This is a genomic window from Dermacoccus nishinomiyaensis, from assembly GCF_900447535.1.
GTDB lineage: Bacteria > Actinomycetota > Actinomycetes > Actinomycetales > Dermatophilaceae > Dermacoccus > Dermacoccus nishinomiyaensis.
The window spans coordinates 888,938-911,551 of the sequence record NZ_UFXX01000001.1; the positions used below are offsets into that span (position 1 = coordinate 888,938).

General features: G+C 68.6%; 22 protein-coding genes. 3 read left to right on the top strand and 19 right to left on the bottom strand.

All coding sequences use genetic code 11. From position 1 onward, the window contains the following. Positions 1–72: 72 nt before the first annotated feature. On the bottom strand, positions 73–495 hold the full coding sequence (locus DYE07_RS14645) for a class F sortase (protein WP_255356535.1): 423 nt from the start codon (positions 493–495) through the stop codon (positions 73–75). Positions 496–667: 172 nt separating this feature from the next. Here DYE07_RS14645 and DYE07_RS14650 point away from each other — a divergent pair, with 172 nt between their 5' ends. Then, positions 668–868: a hypothetical protein gene (locus DYE07_RS14650; RefSeq protein ID WP_050786539.1), complete on the top strand. Its 201-nt coding sequence runs from the start codon at positions 668–670 to the stop codon at positions 866–868. A 70-nt stretch (positions 869–938) separates the two neighbouring features. Here the strand turns inward: DYE07_RS14650 and DYE07_RS14885 are convergent, their stop codons facing one another. From DYE07_RS14885 to DYE07_RS04240, 10 genes are all read right to left on the bottom strand, one after another. Beyond that, positions 939–1,622 carry a hypothetical protein gene (locus DYE07_RS14885; RefSeq protein ID WP_174897344.1) on the bottom strand — a complete coding sequence of 228 codons (684 nt, stop codon included), beginning with the start codon at positions 1,620–1,622 and terminating at the stop codon, positions 939–941. 158 nt (positions 1,623–1,780) lie between these two features. Beyond that, a complete protein-coding gene (locus DYE07_RS04200) occupies positions 1,781–2,269 on the bottom strand; it encodes a class F sortase (RefSeq protein WP_237723936.1) in 489 nt (162 codons plus the stop codon). Positions 2,270–2,400: 131 nt separating this feature from the next. Beyond that, positions 2,401–3,912, bottom strand: a complete 1,512-nt coding sequence (gene gatB / locus DYE07_RS04205; protein WP_006945911.1) for an Asp-tRNA(Asn)/Glu-tRNA(Gln) amidotransferase subunit GatB — start codon at positions 3,910–3,912, stop codon at positions 2,401–2,403. Beyond that, complete coding sequence (gene gatA, locus DYE07_RS04210; protein ID WP_115296401.1) at positions 3,912–5,462, bottom strand: Asp-tRNA(Asn)/Glu-tRNA(Gln) amidotransferase subunit GatA; 1,551 nt, start codon at positions 5,460–5,462, stop codon at positions 3,912–3,914. The genes gatB and gatA overlap by 1 nt, the downstream gene beginning before the upstream one ends. A 3-nt stretch (positions 5,463–5,465) precedes the next feature. Beyond that, the gene (gatC, locus tag DYE07_RS04215) at positions 5,466–5,762 is read right to left on the bottom strand and encodes an Asp-tRNA(Asn)/Glu-tRNA(Gln) amidotransferase subunit GatC (protein WP_006946031.1); all 297 of its coding nucleotides are present in this window, start codon (positions 5,760–5,762) and stop codon (positions 5,466–5,468) included. 47 nt (positions 5,763–5,809) lie between these two features. Continuing rightward, complete coding sequence (locus DYE07_RS04220) at positions 5,810–6,046, bottom strand: glutaredoxin domain-containing protein (RefSeq protein ID WP_006945997.1); 237 nt, start codon at positions 6,044–6,046, stop codon at positions 5,810–5,812. After that, positions 6,039–8,351, bottom strand: a complete 2,313-nt coding sequence (ligA, locus tag DYE07_RS04225; RefSeq protein ID WP_083607316.1) for an NAD-dependent DNA ligase LigA — start codon at positions 8,349–8,351, stop codon at positions 6,039–6,041. The genes DYE07_RS04220 and ligA overlap by 8 nt, the downstream gene beginning before the upstream one ends. Positions 8,352–8,487: 136 nt before the next feature. After that, positions 8,488–9,516, bottom strand: a complete 1,029-nt coding sequence (locus DYE07_RS04230) for a uroporphyrinogen decarboxylase/cobalamine-independent methonine synthase family protein (protein WP_006946016.1) — start codon at positions 9,514–9,516, stop codon at positions 8,488–8,490. A 7-nt stretch (positions 9,517–9,523) separates the two neighbouring features. Further along, the gene (gene mnmA, locus DYE07_RS04235) at positions 9,524–10,678 is read right to left on the bottom strand and encodes a tRNA 2-thiouridine(34) synthase MnmA (RefSeq protein ID WP_074046202.1); all 1,155 of its coding nucleotides are present in this window, start codon (positions 10,676–10,678) and stop codon (positions 9,524–9,526) included. Next, positions 10,678–11,820, bottom strand: a complete 1,143-nt coding sequence (locus DYE07_RS04240) for a cysteine desulfurase family protein (protein ID WP_235006282.1) — start codon at positions 11,818–11,820, stop codon at positions 10,678–10,680. Before DYE07_RS04240 ends, mnmA begins: the two co-directional genes overlap by 1 nt. A 202-nt stretch (positions 11,821–12,022) precedes the next feature. On the opposite strand from DYE07_RS04240, the gene DYE07_RS04245 reads away from it, so the two are divergent. Next, a complete protein-coding gene (locus DYE07_RS04245; protein ID WP_115296403.1) occupies positions 12,023–13,027 on the top strand; it encodes a GNAT family N-acetyltransferase in 1,005 nt (334 codons plus the stop codon). A gap of 13 nt (positions 13,028–13,040) precedes the next feature. Here the strand turns inward: DYE07_RS04245 and DYE07_RS04250 are convergent, their stop codons facing one another. The 6 genes from DYE07_RS04250 to DYE07_RS04275 form a co-directional block, all read right to left on the bottom strand. Then, entirely contained in the window at positions 13,041–14,261 is a 1,221-nt protein-coding gene (locus DYE07_RS04250; protein ID WP_115296404.1) for an MFS transporter, read from the bottom strand. Positions 14,262–15,466: 1,205 nt separating this feature from the next. Beyond that, entirely contained in the window at positions 15,467–16,423 is a 957-nt protein-coding gene (locus DYE07_RS04255; protein ID WP_115296405.1) for an electron transfer flavoprotein subunit alpha/FixB family protein, read from the bottom strand. Positions 16,424–16,460: 37 nt separating this feature from the next. After that, on the bottom strand, positions 16,461–17,240 hold the full coding sequence (locus DYE07_RS04260; RefSeq protein WP_062257725.1) for an electron transfer flavoprotein subunit beta/FixA family protein: 780 nt from the start codon (positions 17,238–17,240) through the stop codon (positions 16,461–16,463). A gap of 105 nt (positions 17,241–17,345) precedes the next feature. Continuing rightward, positions 17,346–17,873, bottom strand: a complete 528-nt coding sequence (locus DYE07_RS04265; protein ID WP_115296406.1) for a hypothetical protein — start codon at positions 17,871–17,873, stop codon at positions 17,346–17,348. 2 nt (positions 17,874–17,875) lie between these two features. Beyond that, positions 17,876–18,673 carry an enoyl-CoA hydratase/isomerase family protein gene (locus DYE07_RS04270; RefSeq protein ID WP_006946011.1) on the bottom strand — a complete coding sequence of 266 codons (798 nt, stop codon included), beginning with the start codon at positions 18,671–18,673 and terminating at the stop codon, positions 17,876–17,878. A gap of 3 nt (positions 18,674–18,676) precedes the next feature. Continuing rightward, on the bottom strand, positions 18,677–19,222 hold the full coding sequence (locus tag DYE07_RS04275; RefSeq protein ID WP_006945928.1) for a T3SS (YopN, CesT) and YbjN peptide-binding chaperone 1: 546 nt from the start codon (positions 19,220–19,222) through the stop codon (positions 18,677–18,679). A 33-nt stretch (positions 19,223–19,255) separates the two neighbouring features. On the opposite strand from DYE07_RS04275, the gene glgX reads away from it, so the two are divergent. Then, complete coding sequence (gene glgX, locus DYE07_RS04280) at positions 19,256–21,490, top strand: glycogen debranching protein GlgX (protein ID WP_006946008.1); 2,235 nt, start codon at positions 19,256–19,258, stop codon at positions 21,488–21,490. A gap of 186 nt (positions 21,491–21,676) precedes the next feature. Here the strand turns inward: glgX and DYE07_RS04285 are convergent, their stop codons facing one another. Both DYE07_RS04285 and DYE07_RS04290 read right to left on the bottom strand, forming a co-directional pair. Beyond that, positions 21,677–22,174 (bottom strand): hypothetical protein, encoded by a 498-nt coding sequence (locus DYE07_RS04285; RefSeq protein ID WP_006945960.1) that lies wholly within the window; start codon positions 22,172–22,174, stop codon positions 21,677–21,679. After that, on the bottom strand, positions 22,174–22,539 hold the full coding sequence (locus DYE07_RS04290; RefSeq protein ID WP_006946006.1) for a hypothetical protein: 366 nt from the start codon (positions 22,537–22,539) through the stop codon (positions 22,174–22,176). Before DYE07_RS04290 ends, DYE07_RS04285 begins: the two co-directional genes overlap by 1 nt. Positions 22,540–22,614: the final 75 nt, after the last annotated feature.

The window sequence follows — 22,614 nt, forward strand, 5'->3', positions numbered from 1 at the left end:
CGGCGTGGCCATCGACGATCGCATCGGCGTCGGCCGTTCGGCCTTCGGTCGGAGGTCCGTGCCGGACCGATCTCAGGCGGGGCTCGCCCAGACGACGAAGTTGTTGGTGTGGTGCTGCGCGTTGGCCCAGCCGCTCGAGGAGTCGCAGGTGACGAGTGCGAGGACCGGGGCGGCGCTCGCGCCCCACACGCGCGAGTCGTTCTGCAGCGCGTTCTTGTCGACGCTGGCCTTCGAGGTGATGACGAAGTCCTTGTGCGTGCCGTCGGCGTAGGAGATCGTGACCCGGCCACCGACCGGGGCGCTCGACAGCTTGTAGAACACGTCGGGCCCGTTGTAGGTGACGTGGCCCGCGAGCACACTGATGCCCGGCTTGCCCGGGGTCACACGCCCGTATCCGGTGAACTGCTGGATGACGCCGCTCGGCGGGTTCAGCACGCCCCCGTTGAGCCCGCCGGGCACGATGCTGTGATCGAGCCCGATGCTCGGGATCGAGATGTTGACCGCGGCGGACCTCGGAACCGCGACGCTCGCGCCACCGCTTCCTCCGCCGGGTTTGGAGACGCCGCTCGATGCGCTCGCACGCGGCGTGGCCGAGCCGCTGGGACGCCGGGCTGACGATGGGCCGCTGGTCTGAGGGGCCGGGGCAGCCGACGACGACGCGGCCGACGTGCTCGACGCTGCCGTGCCCGACGGCGAGGGCGCGGAGCTGGACGACGTGACCGAGACGGACGACGGCGATGTCGACGATGCTGAGACGGAGACGGATTTGTCCGAGCTTCCCCCACCGCTACCACACGCACTCAGACAGAGCGCGACCGAGACCGCGCCGACACACTTCCCCAAGGTGTTCTTCATGGCGTCAGTCTAGGTCGCCCTGGACGCGGTGACGCCGGGATCCGTCGAGGACCCCGGCGTCACCGTGCATCGCGAGACGCTCGTCAGCGGCGCGCGCGACGCGCCACGACGAGCCCGCCACCCGCGAGGGCGAGGGCGCCCAGGCCGGCCGCGGCAGCGGTGGTGTCGTTCTGGTTCGTGACGACGCGGTCCGTCTCGACCTTCGGGCCCTGACCCGTGGTGGTCGGGGCCGGCGTGGTGGGAGCCGGCTTCGTCGGCGCGGGCTTGGTCGGAGCCGGCTTCGTCGGCGCGGGCTTGGTCGGAGCCGGCTTCGTCGGGGCCGGCTTCGTCGGCACCGGCTGCGCGGTGGGCTTGCCTGCGGCGGACCAGTCGGTGACCGGAAGGACAGTGGGCAGGCCGGCACAGCTCGACGGAACGCGACCCGAGACGCTGAAGGAGGAACCGGTCGACGCAGCATGTGCCGTCACCGTGATCGCCTTGCCTGCGTAACCCCCGACGGCGTAAACGGTACGGCTCGCCGTGTAGGGCGAGACGTTCTTCGTCACGAGCGGCGTGAAGCCCGAAGCCGTGAACGTGACCTGCGACTCCGTCTTGTTCAGCGTGCGGTAGCCGAATGCGAAGTTCGGCTTGCCCTTGTCGCACCAGTAGGTCATCGACGTGTACTGCAGGTTACCGCTGATATGCGTCTCAGCCGCCTGCGATGCGCCTGCACCTGCGAAGGCGAGCGCGCCGACGCCGACCGCTGCGAGACCAGCAAACTTCTTCATGATGGCACCTTTCGAGATTTCCTTTGGACTCGGCGGTGCGTCATGCTCTGCGCGGCCCCCGCAGGGATCGCGGTGAACGCTGACCCCTCCCCGCCTGTGATTCAGCTAAGCACAGGCTGGGAGGATTGTCAGTGGTACTGCGCAGTAATGCAGATGAATCATCCGGAAACGGGTTTCGTCCACACGACGAAGTTGTTGAGGTGGTGCTGGCCGACGAGCTTGGATTCGGCGTCGCACGTGATGAGCACGAGGCTGGGTGTGCTCGAGGAGCCCCACACGCTCTGATCGGTGCGTAGGGCCTGCTTGTCGACCGACTTCTCCCGCACCACGACGAACTTCTTCGACGAACCATCGGCGAACACGACGCTGAGCTGATCGCCGACCTTGACCTTCTCGAGGTTGGCGAACACGTCGGGGCCGTCATAGGTGACGTGCCCGGCGATGACCGAGATGCCGTTCTGGCCCGGGCTGACGGTGGCGTTGTACCACTGCGTCACGCCGGGGGGCGGCGAGATCTCGCCGTCGTCCGTGAGACCCATGCCCGTGAGCTTGCGGTCGAAATCAATCGACGGGATCGTCAGCTTCACCGGCACGCTGCCGCCGCCCTTCGACGCCTTCGCGGTCGGCGCCACGGACGTCGTGGGCACTGAAGCCGTATGGTCCGACGACGAGCCGCCCGATGAGCACGCCGTGGCGCCGAACAGCGCGGCGCCGACTACCGTCAGAAATCCTCGACGATCCATGGGCGTCCCTTCGTCCGTCACATGCCCGCTCGCGCTCAGGCCTGTCCGAGCTGGGTCAGGATGATCGTACGGGCCTTGGCCGCGTCGGCCTGGCCCTTCATCTCTTTCATCACCTGGCCGATGAGCGCGCCGGCGGCCTGCACCTTGCCGTCACGCACCTTCTGCGCGACGTCCGGGTTGGCGTCGATGACCTTGGCGACTGCGGCCTCGAGCGCGCCGTCGTCCTGCACGAGTTCGAGGCCGCGGGCATCGGCCACCTGGGTCGGCTGGCCCTCGCCGGCGAGCACGCCCTCGAGCGTCTGACGGGCCATCGAGTCGTTGAGGCGCCCCGACGTCACGAGTCCGTCGAGCTCGGCGATCGTCGCCGGCGTCACGTTGCGCTCAGTGGCGAACTCGACGAACGGCAGGCCGGCCTTGTTGGCCAGGCGGGCGATCTCGCCCGTCCACCACTTGCGGGCACCGGCCGGCGTCGCGCCGGCAGCGATCGTCTCCTCGATCGTCTCGACGGCGCCGGCGTTGTAGACGTCGCGCATCTCGAGGTCGGAGAAACCCCACTCGCCCTGCAGACGCTTGCGGCGCTCCGCGGGCGGTTCGGGCAGCGTCGCGCGCAGCTCCTCGACCCATTCGCGGCTCGGCGCGACGGGGACGAGGTCGGGCTCGGGGAAGTAGCGGTAGTCGTCGGCGTCCGACTTCGGGCGCCCGGAGGTCGTGACGCCCGTGTCCTCGTGCCAGTGGCGCGTCTCCTGCAGGATGGAGCCACCGTCGTCGAGGATGGCGGCCTGGCGCGTGATCTCGTAGCGCACCGCGCGCTCGACGGAACGCAACGAGTTGACGTTCTTCGTCTCCGTGCGGGTGCCGAACTCGTCGGCGCCCTTGCGCATGAGCGAGACGTTGGCGTCGCACCGCATCGATCCCTGCTCCATGCGGGCGTCCGAGACGTCGAGGGCGCGCATCAGCTCACGGATCGCGGCGACGTACGCCTTTGCGATCTCGGGCGCGCGCTCCCCCGCTCCGACGAGCGGCTTCGTCACGATCTCGATGAGCGGGATGCCCGCGCGGTTGTAGTCGAGCAGCGAGTGGTCGGCGCCCTGGATGCGACCGGTCGCACCACCGACGTGCAGCGACTTGCCCGTGTCCTCCTCCATGTGCGCGCGCTCGATCTCGACGCGCCACGGGGTGCCGTCCTCGAGCTCCACGTCGAGGTAGCCGTCGAACGCGATCGGCTCGTCGTACTGCGACGTCTGGAAGTTCTTCGGCATGTCCGGGTAGAAGTAGTTCTTCCGGGCGAAGCGGCACCACTCGGCGATCTCGCAGTTGAGCGCGAGACCGATGCGGATGGCCGACTCGACGCCCTTGGCGTTCACGACAGGCAGCGCGCCCGGCAGACCGAGGCAGACGGGGCACGTCTGCGTGTTGGGCTCGGCGCCGAACTCGGTGGCGCAGCCGCAGAACATCTTCGTGTTCGTGTTCAGCTCGACGTGCACCTCGAACCCCATGACGGGGTCGTACGTCGCGAGGGCCTCGTCGTAGTCGAGGACGGCGTCCATCAGTTGTTCTCCTTCAGTGCCGGAGCCTTCGCGAGCAGCGGCCCGCCCCAGGTCTTCTCGAGTGCCTTCTCCAGCGCGGCCCCGACCTCGTACATGCGCTCGTCCTTCGTCGCGGGTGCGAGGATCTGGAAGCCGACGGGAAGCCCGTCGTCCGACAGACCGGCGGGCAGCGACATGCCGGGCAGACCGGCGAGGTTGGCGGGGATCGTCGCGACGTCGTTGAGGTACATCGCCATCGGGTCCTCGAGCTTCTCGCCGAGCTTGAACGCCGTCGTCGGGCACGTCGGGCTGACGAGGACGTCGGCCGTCTCGAACGCCTTGGCGAAGTCGCGTGCGATGAGCGTGCGCACCTTCTGCGCCTGGCCGTAGTAGGCGTCGTAGTAACCGCTCGAGAGGGCATACGTACCGAGGATGATGCGTCGCTTCACCTCGCTGCCGAAGCCCGCGTCACGGCTGGCGGCCATGACCTGCTCGGCCGACGGAGCCTCGACGCCCTCGGGCGAGACGCGCAGGCCGTAGCGCATGGCGTCGAACTTCGCGAGGTTGGAGCTGACCTCCGACGGCATGACGAGGTAGTAGGCGGCGAGCGCCTGTTCGAAGCTCGGGCACGAGACGGTCACGACCTCGGCGCCGGCGTCGACGAGGGCCGTAACGGCCTCGTCGAAGCGCGCCTTGACACCGCTCTGATAACCCTCACCGTCGAGCTGCTCGATGATGCCGATCTTCATGCCGGAGACGTCGCCGCGCTTCGCCGCCTCGACGACGGGCGGGACGGGGGCGTCGATCGACGTCGAGTCCATCCCGTCGTGCCCGCCCATGACGTCGTGCAGCAGCGCGGCGTCGAGGACGGAACGGGTGCACGGGCCGGCCTGGTCGAGCGAGCTCGCCATGGCGATGAGGCCGTAACGGCTGATGCCGCCGTACGTCGGCTTCGTGCCGACGGTGCCGGTGACGGACGCGGGCTGACGGATCGAGCCGCCCGTGTCGGTGCCGACCGCAAGGGGCGCCTCGAAAGCCGCGACGGCGGCGGCCGAACCGCCACCGGAGCCGCCCGGGATGCGCTCGAGATCCCACGGGTTGTGCGTCGGACCGTAGGCGCTGTGCTCGGTCGAGGAACCCATCGCGAACTCGTCCATGTTCGTCTTGCCGAGGATCGGCATGCCGGCAGCGCGCAGCTTCGTGACGATCGTTGCGTCGTACGGCGGGATCCAGCCCTCGAGCATCTTCGAACCGGCCGTCGTCGGCTGGCCCTTCGTCGTCACGACGTCCTTGACGGCGACGGGGACACCGGCGAGGGGGTGCAGCGTCTTGCCGGCGGCGCGGTCGGCGTCGACCTGCGCGGCCGTGGCGAGCGCCTCCTCGGCGTTGACGCGGAGGAAGGCGTGGACGTCACCGTCGACCGCCGCGATGCGGTCGAGGTGGGCCTGCGTCAGCTCGACGGAGGTGAGGCTGCCGTCGGCGAGCTTGCTCGCCATCTCGGCGGCGCTGAGGCGGATGATGTCGGTCACGGTCGAACCCTTGCTCGTCTCGTCGGTCGTGTCAGCACTCATGGATCAGTCCTCGCTGAGGATGCGCGGCACCGCGAAGCGCTGCTGCTCGCTCGCCGGGGCCATCGCGAGCGCCTCCTCGGCGCTCAACGACGCTCGCACCTCGTCAGCACGCGTCACGTTCGTCAGGGGCAGCGGGTGCGACATCGGCGGGATGTCATCGGCCGCGACCTCGCTGACGCTGGCCACGAAGCCGACGATCGAGTCGAGCTGGCCGGCGAACGTCTCCAGTTCGTCGTCCGAGAGCTGGATGCGGGCCAGGCCGGCGACGTGCGCCACCTCATCGCGGGAGAGAGAAGACATGGGCGTCATCCTATGTGGTGTGTGGATCGGCGTGCTCGGGTGGGCACTCAGCCCACGAGCGCCTTCTTGACCAGGGCCGGGTCGGGGTTGGTGTGGGGACGGCCGTCGATGACGACGGTGGGCACGACCTCGTTGCCGTCATTGACCATCGCGACGAACTCGCGAGCCTCCTCGTCCTCCCAGATGTTGCGCCACGTCGCGCGCGTGCCGTCGGCGCCCAGCGCGCGCTCGAGGCGGGTGCAGAACGGGCAACCCGGCCGCCAGTAGATCGTCACGTCACTCATCGTCAGGTTCCTTCGTCGTGGTGTCGGCCGGTGCGGTTCCACCGTCCGTGGTTTCATCGTCCGTGGCGGCGGGCTCCGGATCGACCGGAGCGTGAGCTTCTTCGAGCGCGTCGTCGACGGCAAGCTCGGACACTTCGTCACCCGCTGCGCCTTCGTCGTCGCCCACTCCGTCACCGAGAGCGGCCGCGCCGCCCTCGAGCAGGCGCGTGAACTGGGCCTCGTCGAGGATGCGCAGACCCAGCTCCTCGGCCTTCGTCGCCTTCGACCCCGCGTTCTCGCCGAGCACGACGTAGTCGGTCTTCTTGCTCACGCTGCCGGATGCCTTGCCGCCGCGCGCGATGATCGCCTCCTTGACGCCGTCACGCGTGAAGTTCTCGAGCGAACCGGTCGCGACGATCGTCAGACCGGCGAGGGTCTGCTCTATCGACTCGTCGCGTTCGTCCTCCATGCGCACGCCGCTCGCGGCCCACCCGGCGACGATGTTCTCGTGCCAGTCGACGGCGAACCACTCCTTGATCGAGTGGGCGATGACGGCGCCGACGCCGTCGGTCGCGGCGAGCGTCGCCTCGTCGGCGTCACGGATTGCGTCGATCGAACCGAACTGGGTCGCGAGCGCGCGCGCCGCCGTCGGGCCGACGTGTCGGATCGACAGGGCGACGATGACGCGCCACAACGGTTGCGTCTTGGCGACTTCGAGGTTGGCGAGCAGTTTCTCCCCCGTCGCCGAGACGATGCGTCCGTCGCGCACCTTGGCCTCCGGGTCGCTCTTCTTCGCGACGCGCGTGTAGAGGGGCACCCGGGCGAGGTCGTCGTAGGTGAGGTCGAACAGGGTGGATTCGTCCGTCAGCACCCCCGATTCGAGCAGCGAGATGGCGCCCTCCCAGCCGAGGGCCTCGATGTCGAAGGCGCCACGGCTTGCGAGCGAGAACAGGCGTTCACGCAACTGGGAGGGACAGGTGCGGCCGTTCGGGCAGCGGATGTCCTTGTTGCCCTCACGTTCGTAGGCGAGCTCAGTGCCGCAGGCCGGGCAGTGCGTCGGCATGACGAACTCCCGCTCGTCGCCCGTGCGCGCCTCGACGACGGGCCCGACGATCTCTGGGATGACGTCGCCCGCCTTGCGCAGCACCACGGTGTCGCCGATCAGCACGCCCTTGCGCTTGACCTCGAACGCGTTGTGCAGCGTCGCCATCGACACCGTCGAGCCGGCGACCTTGACGGGCTGCATCATGCCGAACGGGGTGACGCGGCCGGTGCGTCCGACGTTGACCTCGATGTCGAGCAGCTTCGTGTTGACCTCTTCGGGCGGGTACTTGTAGGCGATGGCCCAGCGGGGCGCGCGTGACGTCGCGCCGAGGGCGCGCTGCACCGCGATCTCGTCGACCTTGACGACGACACCGTCGATCTCGTGCGTGACGGAGTGCCGGTGCTCCCCGTAGTGGGCGACGAACTTCTGCACCTCGTCCATCGTGTCGAGGACCTTGGCGTAGGGCGACGTCGGCAGCCCCCAGTCGGCGAGCAGTTCATAGGCCTCGCTCTGGCGGGTGATGTCGAACCCGGTGCGCGCACCGATGCCGTGGACCAGCATCCGCAGCGGCCGCTTGGCCGTCTTCGCCGGGTCCTTCTGTCGCAGCGAGCCCGCCGCCGCGTTGCGCGGGTTGGCGAACGGCGACTTGCCTTCTTCGACGAGTGAGGCGTTGAGCGCCTCGAACTCCTTGACCGGGAAGAACACCTCACCGCGGATCTCGACGAGCTGAGGTAGGTCGTCGCCGTGCAGTTCGAGCGGGATGCCCTGGATCGTGCGGACGTTGAGCGTGACGTCCTCGCCCGTGCGCCCGTCGCCGCGCGTCACGCCGCGCACGAGCTTGCCGTTCTCGTAGAGCAGGTTGATGGCGAGCCCGTCGATCTTCAGCTCGCACAGGTAGTGGAAGCTCGTGTTGGCCTCGCGCACGACGCGGTCGCCCCATTCCGCGAGTTCCTCCGGGCTGAACGCGTTGTCGAGGCTCAGCATGCGCTCGACGTGGTCGACGGCCGTGAACTCCGTCGAGTACGTGCCCCCCACTCGCTGCGTCGGCGACTCCGGCGAACGCAGCTCGGGGTAGCTCTCCTCGACGCCCTGCAGTTCGCGCAACAACTCGTCGTACTCGCCATCGCTGATCGTGGGCGCATCCTTCACGTAGTACGCGAACTGGTGGCCGTCGATCTGCTCGGTCAGTTCCGCCGCGCGGTGGCGCACCGCGTCGGGTACGTCGGTGCGCAGCGTGTCCGCCTTCGCCTGGCGGCCCTTCCTGGGCGTCGTCTCGCTCACGTGCTCCATCCTGCACCACCGGCACGACAACCCCGGAATTCCGCGGCTGAGGCCACGCGAGGCCGGTGTGCTGCTTGCGTCAGGTTCGACGCTCTCGTCGGCAGGACGAGCTATGGCACCAGATGCGTCGACGACGTCAGCCGACGCTTTCTCGCAGCATCGTGGCCGCTTCGATCGCGAGGCGCTGAATGCGAAGGGCGTCCTTGGGCGGCAGCGTCGCCAGACCACACGCGGGGGTGACGACGAGACGGTCGAACTCCTCAGCCCCGAATCCGATGCGGTTCCACATCGCGAGGAACCGTTCGACGTGGACGCGCGGGTGACGCTCGGTCGACGTGGTTGGCACGAGCCCGGCCCACAGCGTCATCCCGCCGTCGATCGCCTCACCCAGGGCGTCGAACTGGGGCTCGGCGACGAGCGACGTGTCGAGCGCGACACCGTCGAGGCCCGCGCGACGCAGGAGCGCGATCGGCGCGTCGGGCGCGCAGCAGTGCGCCGTCACGCTCGCCCCGCTCGCCCTGACCGCGTCGACGACGTCGCGCAGAACCTCACCGGCCCGCCCCTCGTCGACGGGATGCAGCCGGCGCATGCCGGACAGCGAGCGAATCGAGCCGGCGAGCACGGCGGGCAGGCTCGGTTCGTCGAGCTGGACGACGACGTCGGCGCCGGGCACGAGACGTCGCAGGTGCTCGACGTGGCCGACGGCGCCCGCGGCCAGCGACTGTGCCAGATCTCGCGACGCCCCGGCGTCGCTGACGACGCGTTCCCCGCGGGGCAACCACAGCGACGCGGCCAGCGTCCACGGACCGCACACCTGCGTCTTGAGCGGTCCGACATAGCCGTCGTAGGCCTCGGCGACCTCGTCGAGATCCTGTTGCAAGAACCCTTGAGCGCGGCGCAGGTCGCGCCCGCGAGCCGAGCCCGGGGGCGTGAGGCGCCAGCCACTAGGCTGCAGGTCGACCGGCATCTCGACGAGCAGGTCGGCAGCTCGGCCGATCATGTCGGCGCCCGGCCCACGCGCCGGTTGCTCGGGAACGTACGGGATGCCGAAGCCGTCGGGAACATCCCCGACGAGCAGGTCGCGCACCTGCCGCACGGCGTCGCGCGACCCGACGTCGGGCAGCGAACCGACGCCGCTCGTGCGAGGCCCGAGAAGATCTGCCACGGCCTACTCACTCGCCCCCGACGCTCGGGGAACCGTCAGAGCTTGTCGTCGAATCTCCCACCGTAACAACAGAACTCGACTGACGCGGCGCACGTGACGTAGCGGTGATCGTCGCCGACCCGACGACGCGCGTGCCCTCGTACAGCACGACCGACTGCCCCGGCGCCACGCCGCGTGTGCGCGCGTCGAGCCGCACGACGACGCGGTCATCGTCAGCGGTCACGGTCGCAGGAAACTCCTCGCCGTGCGCCCGAAGCTGCGCGCCGAGCCGCACCTCACCGACGGGCGGCGGGCCGGGCCAGCGGGCGTGCGAGCCTTCGATGACGTCGACGCCGAGCAGATCGGCCGTTCCGACGACGACGGTGTTCGTCTTCGGCTGGACGTCGACGACGTACCGCTTCGCGTGGTCGTCGCGCGGCACCTTGAGTCCGAGCCCGCGACGCTGACCGACGGTGTACGCGTACGCGCCCTCGTGCCGGCCGACGACCTCACCGTCGGTGTCGACGATGTCGCCGGGCTTCTCACCGAGCCGCTTCGTCAGCCACGCCTTGGTGTCGCCGTCGGCGATGAAGCAGATGTCGTGGCTGTCGGGCTTGTTCGCCACGTAGAAGCCCTTGGCCGCGGCCTCCTCACGAATCTGCGGCTTCGTCGTGTCGCCGAGCGGGAAGAACGAGTGCGCGAGCTGCTCGGCGTCGAGCACCCCGAGGACGTACGACTGGTCCTTCGCCATGTCGACGGCCCGATGCAGCTCCTTGCCGTTCGGGCCCTCGACGATCTGCGCATAGTGACCGGTCGCGACGGCGTCGAAACCGAGCGCGAGCGCCTTGTCGAGCAGCGCCGCGAACTTGATCTTCTCGTTGCAGCGCAGACACGGGTTGGGGGTACGTCCGGCTTCGTACTCGGCGACGAAATCCTCGACGACATCGGCCTTGAACCGCTCGGCCATGTCCCACACGTAGAACGGGATGCCGAGGCGATCAGCGACGCGGCGCGCGTCACCGGCGTCCTCGATCGTGCAGCAGCCGCGAGCGCTCTCGCGCAGCGTGGCAGCGGACTGGGACAACGCGAGGTGGACCCCGACGACGTCGTGGCCCGCCTCGAGCATGCGCGAGGCGGCCACGGCGGAATCGACTCCACCGCTCATCGCGGCGACGACGCGCATCACGACACCTTCCTGGTAGCTTCCTGGGCTCTGCGGGCGCGTTCGGCGACGGCCGGCAGCGCCTCCAGAAAGGCGTCAACGTCGGCCTGCGTCGAGGTATGCCCGAGGGTGAGGCGCAATGCGCCGCGCGCTCGTTCCTCGGGGATGCCCATGGCGAGCAGGACGTGGCTGGGACGCGGCACGCCGGCCTGGCACGCCGAGCCCGTCGAGCACTCGACGCCCGCGGCGTCGAGCAGGTAGAGCATCGAGTCGCCGTCACAACCGGGAACACGCAGGTGGGCGTTGCCGGGGAGCCGTGACGTGCTGTCGCCGCGCGTCCAGGCGCCGCTGATCTCGATACCGAGGTCGAGCGCGAGGGCGCCGTCGATGAGGGCGTCACGCAGGCCGACGAGACGCACGGCCTCATCTTCGCGTGCGGCACAGGCGAGTTCGACGGCGATGGCCAAGCCCCGGATGCCGGCGACGTCGAGCGTTCCGCTACGCACCTGACGCTCCTGGCCGCCGCCGTGGGTCAGCGGGTCGAGCTTCGCGTCGCGGGCGAGCAGCAGCGCTCCGACGCCTTGTGGCCCGCCGAGCTTGTGGCCGGTGAGCGCGAGCATCGTCGTGTTCGATGCGGCGAAGTCGACGTCGACGTGGCCGATCGCCTGCACCGCGTCGGTGTGGAACGGGATCGCGAACTCCGCGCAGACGGCACCGATCTCGGCGATGGGCTGCACGGTGCCGACCTCGTTGTTCGCCCACATGACGCTGACGAGCGCGACGGTCTGCGGCCCACCGTCAGCCTCGATCGCGGCACGGACGGCTGCTGCCGTGATGACACCGTCGCTCGTGGGTTCGACCCAGGTGACGGCCGCACCCTCGTGCGCGACGAGCGCCTCGACGGCGTCGAGGACGGCGTGGTGCTCGATGCCACTGACGACGAGCCGGCGCCGCGCGTCATCGATGCGGCGCGTCGCGCGGTAGGTGCCCTTGATGGCCATGTTGTCGCTCTCGGTGCCGCCGGAGGTGAAGATGACCTCCGACGGACGCGCCCCCAGAGCCGCTGCGATCCGCTCGCGCGACTCCTCGACGACGCCGCGCGCATTGCGGCCACTCGTATGCAGGCTGGACGCATTGCCCACGATTGCCATCTGTTTCGCCATCGCGTCGATCACCTCGGGGTGGATCGGCGAGGTGGCAGCATGGTCGAGATACACGCGATTCGGCACCCGCCAAGCTTAGTCCCGCCCGCCGACAGCGCCATGTCGCGCCCGATGAGCCTGGTGAACGCCTGGCGCGCAGGCCCGGTGTGGTCCCTGGAAATTCGGATGCATGCGGCGGACCTCACGGGTCACACTGACGGCGATGACCACCTCACCTGAATCCTCAGTCGGCCTCCACGACGCCATCACGACCGCTGCCCTGCGCGACGTCCACCCCCGATTGCGCGACTGGTACGACGAACCGACGCTGGCCACGAACATGCGGGCCCACCTCGCCGAAGGTGCCGAGTGGGTCGGAGACGAGGAGTTCGGCGCCGCCTACCGCGACGGCGTCGCCGTCATCGACGTGCCCGATGCCGTCGACTGGGCCAATCGCCTCCTCACCCTGCCCTGCGGTGGCTGGGCCGTCACCGGGATCCGGTTTCGAGGTCGCGACCTCACCAAGCCGTTCGTGGAGATCGCGGCGCACGACGTCGGCGACGCGTCGTCGGGCGATCACTGGCACGCCATGGCCGACGAGATCGCGCGGGCCTACGCCCCGTTCGCGCCCGGGAGGCTCCAGGTCTTCACGTCGTCGCCGGACTCGGCGCGCGTTTCCCTTGAAGCCTTCGGGTTTCAGACAGAGGTGGACACCTACCTCGTGGCCGGTCTCATTCGCGAGTTGCGAGAGCGTCCTCGGAGCACGAGGTTCGACGACGTGACCCTCGCGCCCATCTCGGCATCGGCGGCGTCGCGGCTCGCGGAGCGGGTCCACGACGATCTGGCGGAACAGAACCCCGAGACGCGTCTGTGGTCCACGCCCCAGACCCCGGAGGAATTCGACGAACACGCCGCGGCGGGAACGCTCTTCGGCATCCACCTCGCCGACCGACTCGTCGGGATCATCGCCGCCTTTCGCTGGAACGCCCATGGCATGACGGGATTCACCGTCGCCGAGAACGTCATCGACGCGCCGCACCGCGGCCAAAAGCTCGCCCCCGCTGCGATGCAGCACCTCTTCGAGATGCTGCCGGCCGCCGACGGCGACGTGCTGTGGGGCACCATCCACCCCGACAACACACCGTCACTGCACAACGCGTTGCGCGTCGGCCGCGAGATAGTCGGGGCTCACCTATGGCTCACGCCGGCGGGGTGGCCCGGCTGGTGACGCCGCCCCGACATCACCCTGCGCTCTCAGCATCGGGTGCCGGGATGTTGCGTACGGCATCTGAGAACGTCCCAACGGCTGCCGCGAGCAACAACAGGACGGCCACGCCCCCGGCGAGCGCCTCGAAGCCTGCCCAGTCGAGCACCAGACCGGACAATGCTTGCGCGCTGGAGCTGAACACGAGAGAAGCGAGGCCCGCGGCCGTCAGCACGCGTCCCCGCAGCTCGTCCGGAATGAGGCCGAGCAGGTAGGGCTGCGCCGCCACAGCGACGGTGGGCACGGGCATGAAGAGAAAGAGTGCGAGACCCACCATCCACCTGAAACTATGCGTGACGGCGAGAACGCTGGCGATCACCGCCATGGTGAGCATGGCTCCTGCTATGAGTTCACGAGCCGGCCAGCGTCCCATGACCCGGTGGGCGAGCATCCCGCCCAGCACGAGGCCGATTCCAGCGACGCCGTCCACCACACCCACACGCCAGGCGCCCTGACCCGTTGCCTGCAGGTGCAGGTTGAGCCCGATGGCGAGTGAGATGACCGCGCAGTTCCCGATGAGCCCGAGTAGCAGGAGCGTCTGGGCCGCGCGCGAACGACGCAGCCACCCGAACCCTGCGAACAGCGCGGCATGCAGAGGCTCGGTGGGCCGCTCGCGGTCAAGTGTGCCGAGCCGGCGAGGCAAGCGCGTCGTGAATGCCCACTCCATTGCCGAGAGCACCATGTTGGACACGAACGGCACTACGGGCCCGATGCCGTAGAGCACACCACCGAGGGGCGGGCCGAGGGTGGCGATCACCGCGTCCCTCGTCTGCATGCGCGCGACGGCCTCTCCTAATTCATCCTCCTCGACGAGGTCAGGCAGAACGGTGTGGCGCACCGAGCCCAGTGCCCCACTGCACGCGCCTTGGATGACGGCCAGCGCTGCGAGCAGCCCGAGACTCAGCACGTCGGTGACGATGAAGGCAGCGAGCACGCCGTAGAGGAGCACCTCTACCCCGGCGTCGAGGAGGAGCAGGCTGCGACGGTCAAGGCGATCCGAGATCAGCCCGCCCGGTAGCACGGTGACGATCTGAGTGGCGGTGCGCAATGCACCCACCAGCGCCGCGGCCCTGACGTCGTGCGTCACGGAGTAGGCGAGGAGCGTCCACCCAAGCATCGCCAAAGACGTGCCCAGCTGCGACACGGTCTCGCCCGCGAACCACAGGGAAAAAGCAGAGCGACCTTTGGTAATCGTCATAGAACAGCTTCCCCGAGGACACTTTTGCAGACATCGATCGACAGTCTTCTCAGCGACAGGTCGAGGGCGCCAAGCCCATGCTCAGCCCCCCATACTCCGCGAGCCGTATGCGCAGGGGAGGACGTTCCCAAATCCAAGCGGCGGCCCAGCTGCGCGCGGTTGGCGGCGAGCCACGCCTGCGCGCTCGACGCATCGAGAGTTCTCAGCAAACCCGCCAAGCCGGCGTGCCACCCGAGACTGTGACTGTAAACGGGTCGAGAAAGACGATTTCGGAACATATCCAGACCGTGACTCACGCGGCGCCCGCCCACCTCAAGAGCTTTGGCGGCAAGAAGGAGGCCAGCAGCTCCCTCGACGAGATGAGGACTGCGCGCATCTGCCTGAGCGATAGATGGGAGTGAGTCTTGACTCACATTCAACATATTCAAACGACGCGAGACGTGGCGCGTGCAGGCGTCCAAAACATCATTCGTGAGCCGGCCGACGATCGGTGGGTTTGCCGGAAGTAGAGAGCAGACAATCTTCTCTTCACCCTGAGCCTCGAAACATGTATTTTCCAACCAGAAACCGGCAGCCCCTCGGAACTGCCCCAGTAGTCCCACATGGGCACCCCACCCCACGACGCGAGCCCCACCGCTCCAAATCAGTGATCCGACTCGGTCTGGATCAGAAGCGAGCTGATCACTGAGAAACAGGTCTTACTCGGGTGCCCTTCAGCGCGTCGACAGTCGGCGCGGACTCGATGGACTGCATTTCAATCGGTTGTATGGTGCTCTCCCAGAGTTTACACAATGTCAACTCTGGGAGGCTTGACTTCCTTGAGTATACTCGTAGAACTTTTCAAAGTTCGCTTTATGAGGCAGCCAGTTCTCGCGGTCGGCAGCGAAGCACGCTTCGCTGATCGTCGGACCCCCGCCGCGCGAGGCAGACCCCGGCAAGGATGAGTCAACGCTCGACGCCCCCGGTGTCGCACGTGTCGACGATCAGGCGCCTCGCGTTCTGGAAGGTGCAGCGACGACCAGCGAGTACTCCCCCGGCGACGAGGGTGGATCATGTCCCAACAGCGATCAGCAACCCACCGGGTGATGCCGCACCGGCGGCCCAGGACGGACCAAACGGCTCGCGGGCAACGGTTGGTATGACGAAGGCGCCCGGCCTCCCTGATGGGAAGCCGGGCGCCTTCGACGCGCGAGAGGTGCGTCAGGTCAGTTCTTGGCCTTCGCGACGGCCTCGGTGGCCTGCGGCAGCACGTTGAACAGGTCGCCGACGACGCCGAAGTCGACGAGCTCGAAGATCGGCGCCTCCTCTTCCTTGTTGACGGCGACGATCGTCTTGGACGTCTGCATACCGGCGCGGTGCTGGATGGCACCGGAGATGCCGGCGGCGACGTACAGCTGCGGCGAGACCTGCTTGCCCGTCTGGCCGACCTGATTGGTGTGCGGGTACCAGCCAGCGTCGACGGCGGCGCGCGAAGCACCGACAGCCGCACCGAGCGAGTCGGCGAACGCCTCGACGGGCGAGAAGTCACCGTTCGTGCCGCGACCACCGGAGACGACGATGCGCGCCTCGCTGAGCTCGGGACGACCCGACTTCTGCTTCTCCTTGCGGTCGGTGATCTGGGCGCTCTTCGCCGCGTCCGAGACGGACACGGTGACGGCGACCGGAGCAGCCTGCGACTGCGACGCCTGCGGCGTCGCCGAGTTCGGCTTCACCGTGATGATCGACATCGGCGTCGTGGCCTGTGCCTTGAGCGTCCAGGAACCGGCGAACACGGACTGCGTCGTCACCGGCGCACCACCGTCGCCGGCCTCGACGTTGACGGCGTCCGTCGTCAGACCCGAGTTGGTCTTGACGGCGAGGCGCGCCGCGGCCTCGTTGTTCGTGCCCGACGAGGGCAGCAGGACGGCGGCCGGCGAGGCCTGCTCGACGACGGCGGCGAGCGCCTCGGCGAGCGGGGCCGGGTGACCGTCGACCTCGGCGGAGTCGATGACGTAGACCTTCTCGGCGCCGAACTGCGCCAGACGCGGGCGGGCGGCGTCGACGTTCGAACCGACGAAGACGGCGGACGGCGTGCCGAGGCTGCGCGCGAGCGTCAGCAACTCAGCGGTGACCTTGCGGACCTGGCCATCGACGTGGTCGACCAGGACGAGAACTTCAGCCATGGTGTGTTTCTCCTCAGTCAGAAAGTGTCGGTGGCGATCAGATGAGCTTGGCGCCGGAGAGGAACTCGACGAGCTTCGTGCCGCCGTCGCCCTCGTCCGTGACGATCTCGCCCTGCTCGCGCGGGGGGCGCTTCGTCGTGTCGAGCACCTTGGTGGCCGCGGCGTCGAGACCGACCTGGCCGGCGTCGACACCGAGGTCGGCGAGGCTCATCTCCTCGACCGGCTTCTTCTTGGCCGCCATGATGCCCTTGAAGGACGGGTAGCGCGGCTCGTTGATCTGGTCGGTCACCGACACGACGGCCGGCAGCGACGCGACGACCGTCTCGGACGCGACGTCGGAGTCACGACGACCCGTCGCCTGAGCGCCGGAGACCTCGAGGGTCGAGACCTGCGTGAGCTGCGGCAGGCCGAGGCGCTCGGCGACCATGGCCGGGATGACACTCATGCCGCCGTCGGTCGAGGCGAGACCGAACATCACGATGTCGGGCTGGCCGACCTTCTTGACGGCCTCGGCGATGACGAGCGACGTCGCGAGGGCGTCGGAGCCGGCGATGGCGTCGTCGCTGATGTGGATGCCCTTGTCGGCGCCCATCTGCAGCGCCTTCTTGACTGCTTCGGCTGCGTCGGCGGGGCCGACGGTCAGCGCCGTCACCTCGCCGCCTTCGGACTCGACGATCTTGAGTGCTTCTTCGACCGCGTACTCGTCGAGCTCCGACAGGAGGCCGTCGACGTTCTCGCGGTCGGTGGTGTTGTCCTCGGAGAAGCCGCGCTCGCCCTGGGCGTCGGGCACGTGCTTGACACAGACGACGATGTTCATGCGTCTACCGTCCTTTTCGTAGGAGCTTGTCCGTCCGAGATTACGTTACCCGTCGGTAACGTCGGCGTCGAGCCCTCGCACGGATCGTGGATGTGAGGAAGTGAATCAGCCGTGCGTCAGCTTGACGACGAGCAGACCGATCAACGTCAGCGCGACGATGATCCAGGGCAGCAGACGGTTGACGAGAGTCGAGGCGGCACCCGTCTCCCCCTGTGTGAAGTCGGCCTTGCGGCCGAGGAGCGCGTCGACGATCGCGGCCGCGATCGCGATGACGAGGCCGACGACGAACCAGATCGTGGGGTTCGCGCCCCACACCTTGTCGACGTCGCGCACCATGCCGGTCCAGCCCAGCAGGGCGAAGAACATGCCGACGAGCCCGGCCAGGGCCAGCACGATGGCGCGCGTGCGCGCCTGGCCCGCCTCGCGGGCGGTCAAGGGCGATGACACGGGGTAGTCCTTTCCGTAGGCGACGGGATCTCCGAAGATCTCGCGTGCCGTCTTGTTCTGGCGGATGCAGGCGTCGTCGACGTCGCCGAGGGCGTCGTCACGCTGCGCGGGGGTCGCGCCCCGATCGGCGAGAGCCGCGAGGAACGGCTCCTGCCAATCGGGTTCGACCTTCCACTGCTTGATCATGCTCAGCGGCCTTCGAACTGCGCCTTGCCCGGCCCCTGCTCGACGAACGAACGCATGCCGATCTCGCGGTCCTTCGTGGCGAACAGGCCGGTGAACAGCTGCGACTCGATGGCGAGCCCCGTCGCGAGGTCGCCGTCGAGGCCACGGTTGATGGCCTCCTTCGCGGCGCGCAGGGCGACACGCGGGCCGTTGACGAACGGCTTGACCTTCGCGAGCGCCGCCTCGTACGTCGTGCCGGGCTCGACGAGTTCGTCGACGAGACCGATCTCCAGCGCCTCGTCAGCCTTGACGAAGCGACCGGAGAAGACGATGTCCTTCGCCTTCGACGGCCCGACGAGACGAGCGAGCCGCTGCGTGCCGCCCGCACCCGGGATGACGCCGAGCAGAATCTCGGGCTGGCCGAGCGTCGCGTCGTTCGCGGCGATGCGGAAGTCCGCCGTCATGGCGAGTTCGCAGCCGCCGCCGAGGGCGTACCCCTCGATGGCGGCGACCGTCGGGAACGGCAGCTCGGCGAGCGCGCGGAACGCGTTCTGCAGCTTCGTGCCACGTTCGACCATGTCGACGTAGTCGAGCTGCTGCATCTCCTTGATGTCGGCGCCAGCCGCGAACACCTTGTCTCCACCGGTGATGATGGCGGCGCGCACGTCGGCGTCGTCGAGCAGGTCGGCCGCGACACGCGCGAGCGAATCCTGGATCTCCGCGTCGAGCGGGTTCATCTTGGGTCGATCGATGCGGATGGTGGCGACACCGTCCGTCACATCCAGCTTGACCCACTGGCCGTAGGCGACCTGCTCAGCCATGGCTCAGGCCTGCCCGCCGGCGGGCGCGTCACCCTCGCCGGGCTGCGCGAACGCGGGGACGCCGCCCTCGGCCGCGTGCGGGCCGTCGGAGCTGGCGCTCTGGTGCCACAACTGCGTCGCCTGCAGGATCATCTGCGTCGTCGACGGCAGCACCATCTCGAGGTCGAGATCCGGCGTCACGAGGTGCTCACCGGAGACGACGACCATGTCGCGCGCGATGCCGACCTTGACGATGTTGAGGCTGAGGGTGACGTCGTTGGCCGCGTTGAGGCGCTTGGTCAGGTCGGACGTGATGTCGTCCGTGATCTGCCACTGACCGAACAGGCGAATCAGAGCGATCTCACCCTCCATGACGCGCACGAAGAGGTTCTGGTCCTCGACGGAGTACATGATGTCGCCGTCGGAGTCGATCTGCGGGTTGAAACCGAAACCGCCGAGGATGCCGACGATCTTGTCCGTGAGGGAGGCCGCGCCGGAGGTGTCGCCGGCGCCCGTGCCGGGCGCCGGAGCGGGCTGGCCGAAGTTGGGCAGAGCTGTGGGATCAGTCATGTGGCCAACCTACCGACTCTTATCCTGGTTCGCATGGCCGACCCGCAACGAGTCTTCGTCCGCACCCCTCGTCCGGGCGTCACGCTCGAGCGGGACGGCGCGATCTTCTGCGTCGTCGCGGCCCACGCGAGCGCAGTCGAACTGTGCCTGTTCGGCACGCAGGATGCCCCGGCGGGCGAGTCGCGCGTTTCGATGATGCGCCTCGACGGCGGCCATTGGGCGGCGTTCGTTCCGGCGGCCGGCCCCGGGACGACGTACGGGTACCGCGCGCACGGAGCGTGGGCGCCCGCGGCGGGCCTGCGTCACAACCCCGCGAAGCTGCTGCTCGACCCGTATGCGGGCGCCGTCAGCGCCGAGATGACGTGGCGGCCCGAAGTGTTTGGGCACGTCGTCGACGACGCGTTCGCGGGCGACGCCCGGGTGCGGGATGACCGCGATTCCGCGCCGTTCGTGCCGCGCGGCGTCGTCGTGAGCCACGATTTCGACTGGGGCGGCGACGCCCGCCCCCAGGTGCGTGACGCCGACCGCGTCATCTACGAGGCGCACGTCAAGGGTCTGACGGTGCAGCATCCCGACGTCCCCGAAGAACTGCGCGGCACCTACGCGGGGCTCGCGCACGCGTCGATGACGACGTACCTGCGCGATCTCGGCGTGACGAGCGTCGAACTGCTGCCGGTGCATGCGTTCGTCGACGAACCGCACCTGGTGAAGCTCGGGCTCAGCAACTACTGGGGTTACAACACGCTCGGTTTCTTCGCGCCGCACGCGGCGTATGCCCATGCGAGTGATGCGCAGGGGGTCGTCGACGAGGTCAAGTCGATGGTGAGGTCGCTGCACGCGGCGGGGCTCGAGGTCATCCTCGACGTCGTCTACAACCACACGTGCGAGCAGGGCGGCCACGAGGGCGCGATGTTGTCACTGCGCGGGCTCGACAATGCGACCGCCTACCGTCTCGGCGAGCACGGCGAGGACATCGACGTGACCGGCTGCGGCAACACCCTCGACGTGCGCGAACCCGCCGTCATGCGCCTCGTGCTCGATTCCCTGCGGCACTGGGTGAGCGAGTATCACGTCGACGGTTTTCGCTTCGACCTCGCCGTCGCACTCGGGCGGGCGCCCGGTGATGACTTCGACCCCCGGGCGGCGCTGCTCATGGCGATGCAGGCAGACCCGGTGCTGTCGCAGGTGACGCTGATCGCCGAGCCGTGGGACATCGGCCTCCACGGGTGGCGAACAGGGCAGTTTCCCGCCGGCTTCGCCGAGTGGAACGACCGGTTCCGCAACACGGTGCGTGACTTCTGGCTCGCCGACCTTGCGGCGGCATCACGAGGCGACGGTGGCGGCGGGCAGCACCCCGGCGGCGGGGTGGCGGATCTCGCGACGCGTTTGACCGGGTCGCAGGACCTGGTCGGCGGCCCGCTGCGCCGGCCGCAGGCGTCGATCAACTACGTCACGGCGCACGACGGTTTCACGCTCGCCGACCTGACGGCCTACGAGACGAAGCACAACGAGGCCAACGGGGAAGACAACCGCGACGGCACGAGTGACAACCGGTCGTGGAATCACGGTGTCGAGGGTTGGCCGAGTGACGCGGTCGACGAGTCGGGTGGTGAGCCGACGTCAGACGCCGCTGCCGGGAGCGTCTCGGGTGGTGCGGGCGATGTGGCAGCGGATCTCGCAGCCCGACGACTGCGCTCGATGCGCAACATGCTCGGCACGTTGCTGCTGTCGGCCGGCGTGCCGATGCTGACCGCAGGCGACGAGTTCGCTCGAACGCAGCATGGCAACAACAACGCCTATTGCCAGGATTCGCCGATCGGCTGGGTCGACTGGAATCACTCCCCGGCCCAGCGTGATCTGCTCGCGACGACGCGGCACCTGCTCGCCCTACGGCGCCGCTTCGGCGTGCTGCGCCATCCCGATTTCTATCCCGGCTCCCGCGCCGTGGCGGGTGAGCCTGACGTGCGCTGGTTCTCCGCGGCCGGGGTCGGGCTGAGTGACGCCGAGTGGACGTCCCCCTCGACGCGGACGCTGCAGGCCTTGTTCGACGCCAGCAGCACTGACGACGAGTCGGTGCTGCTCGTCCTGCACGGGGCGCTCGACGCTGCATCGGTGACGTTGCCGCCGTCACCGCACGGGGGCGGCTGGAGCGTCGTGTGGGATTCGGCGCAGCCGGCGCCGCTGTCAGGGGGCCGGTTCGTCGCGAGCGGTGACACGTGCGCCGTCGACGGCCCGTCGATGCTCGTGCTCACGCCGTCGCGCGGCTGAGCTCCCGGAAAGGGTCGAGGAGAAACGCGCTCCAAGAAGCGCGAATCTCCACAACCCCTACCTGTCGTCACGACGACGCCAGCCACAGCCGCTGCACGACGCAACGAGCAACAAGTGATTCGGCTGCGGGCGCTCGTCCGTCACGGAACGCGACCGCGGACGCAGCGTGACCGGGATGGCGCAGGTTCAGCGGGTGGCGTTGCGGCGCAGCCACCACAGGCCGACGATCGGCAGGATGAGCGGGACGAAGCCGTAGCCCTGGCCGAAGTGCGACCACACCGTCTTGTCGTGGAAGGCGCTGGGCTGCAGGACACTCCACAATCCGACGATGAGAACTCCGGCGAGCTCGAAGGTGATCGTCGCCCGTGCGAGGCGCACGGACGCGTGGTTGCCGCGCGCGAGCGCCACCGTCGCGACGATGTAGATGACGGCGGCAAGCGCCGATAGCAGGTACGGCACGGGCGCCTTGTCGAACGACTGCGCGATCTGCATGATCGAGCGCCCCGTCGCGGCGAGCGCGAACAACCCGTAGACGGCGACGAGCATGCGCCCCGGCCCGGTGTTGACGCGCCCGCGCGAACCCGACTCGTCGGGCGTCGGCGGCGTCGAATACGCCGCGCCGGGGGTGACGGGTGACGCGCCGTCAGGAAGTGCGTTCGTGGTCTTGCGAGGGGCTTCAGGCATCAGGCGTGTCCGTTCCACAGTTGCACGAGGCGGCCGATCATGACGGCGAGGCCGACGGCGCCGACGAGGAGCACCCCTGTACCCCAGCGCGATTCGCGTTCGGCGATGGCCCAGAACCCGGCGACGGGCAGCACGAAGATCAGACCGACGAGATAGGCGATGAAGACGCCGACGTTCATGTGCGGATCCGCCGAAGCCGACGTCGCGATGCCGACGATCAACTGGATGACGAGAAGAACCTCGATGGCGATCGTCAGGTAGAACATCGGGTTGTCGATCGGGCGTGCGCGGACGGTGGCGACGAGGGCCAGCAGGGCGAGGACGCACGTCGTCACGAGCAGCGCGACGGTCAACGGCAGAAACACCCGAACATCGTAGTCCCGCGGATGAGTACCAGCCCTACGACGCAGTCGCCGTCACCTCGCGGCGCGTGTCACTGT